The organism is Vibrio sp. 10N.261.52.C11 (assembly GCF_041471405.1).
GTDB lineage: Bacteria > Pseudomonadota > Gammaproteobacteria > Enterobacterales > Vibrionaceae > Vibrio > Vibrio crassostreae_C.
Map to the genome: position 1 here is coordinate 1 of NZ_JBFROI010000159.1, position 1,049 is coordinate 1,049.

General features: G+C 43.1%; 1 pseudogene. It reads left to right on the plus strand.

Going from position 1 to position 1,049, the window contains the following annotated elements:
• The first annotated feature begins 78 nt into the window (after nt 1-78).
• Nucleotides 79-998: pseudogene (locus tag AB4323_RS24530) on the plus strand (IS5 family transposase).
• Nucleotides 999-1,049 lie beyond the last annotated feature (51 nt).

Below are 1,049 nucleotides of genomic sequence, written 5' to 3' on the forward strand. Positions count from 1 at the left end.
GGCTTTGTTTCCTAAATCAGGGAACTAATGCTTAAAGCTACGATCAGATCATCTAAGTTCACTCACATACTTAGAGCAATGCCAAAGCCTCGCTACAGAACAACTAACTGGAAACAATATAACCAAGCCCTAATCAATCGTGGTTCACTGACATTCTGGATTGATGAGGAAGCGATTCAACAGTGGAAGCAACTCAAGCAAGGTAAACGAGGTCGACCTCGATTGTTTAGTGACTTAGCCATTACGACCGCCCTCATGGTTAAACGAGTATTCGCGATGCCGTTGAGAGCGTTACAAGGATTCATCGATTCTGTTTTCAAACTCGCTCAACTCCCGTTGTCATGTCCTCATTATTCATGCATCAGTAAACGAGCCAAAACGGTTAATGTGTCATTCAAGACAAAGACCCGAGGCGCAATACAGCATTTAGCCATTGATGCAACAGGGCTAAAGGTCTACGGTGAAGGTGAATGGAAAGTAAAAAACATGGTACTGACGGGAAGCGTCGAGTTTGGCGTAAGCTCCATTTAGCCGTAGACACTGGCACTCATGAAATCATTGCGGCTGAGTTAAGTTTATCGAATGTCACTGACGGTGAAGCTCTTCCTAATTTACTGAATCAAACTCGTCGTAGAATCAATGAGATATCTGGTGATGGAGCTTACGATACAAGACAATGCTACGAAGCAATACGTATTAAACAAGCTGTTCCACTTATTCCACCGAGAGAAGGTGCTGCTTTTTGGTTACGAGGTCACCCCCGTAATCTGGCGGTAGCTTGCCAGAAATTATACGGCTCAAATAAACATTGGAAAAAGAAGTACGGTTACCATAAACGGTCACTTTCAGAGACGGCTATGTTCCGTGTAAAGACACTGTTTGGTGGGCGATTAAGTTTAAGAAACTATAATGCTCAGGTTGGTGAAACCTACGCCATGATTAAAGCGTTGAATAAGCTCACAGGGTTAGGTATGCCTAAAACGATAGAAATAGCCTAATAATCACCCATACTGGCCGTTTCTATCTGAGATCCAATTAGGAAACAAAGC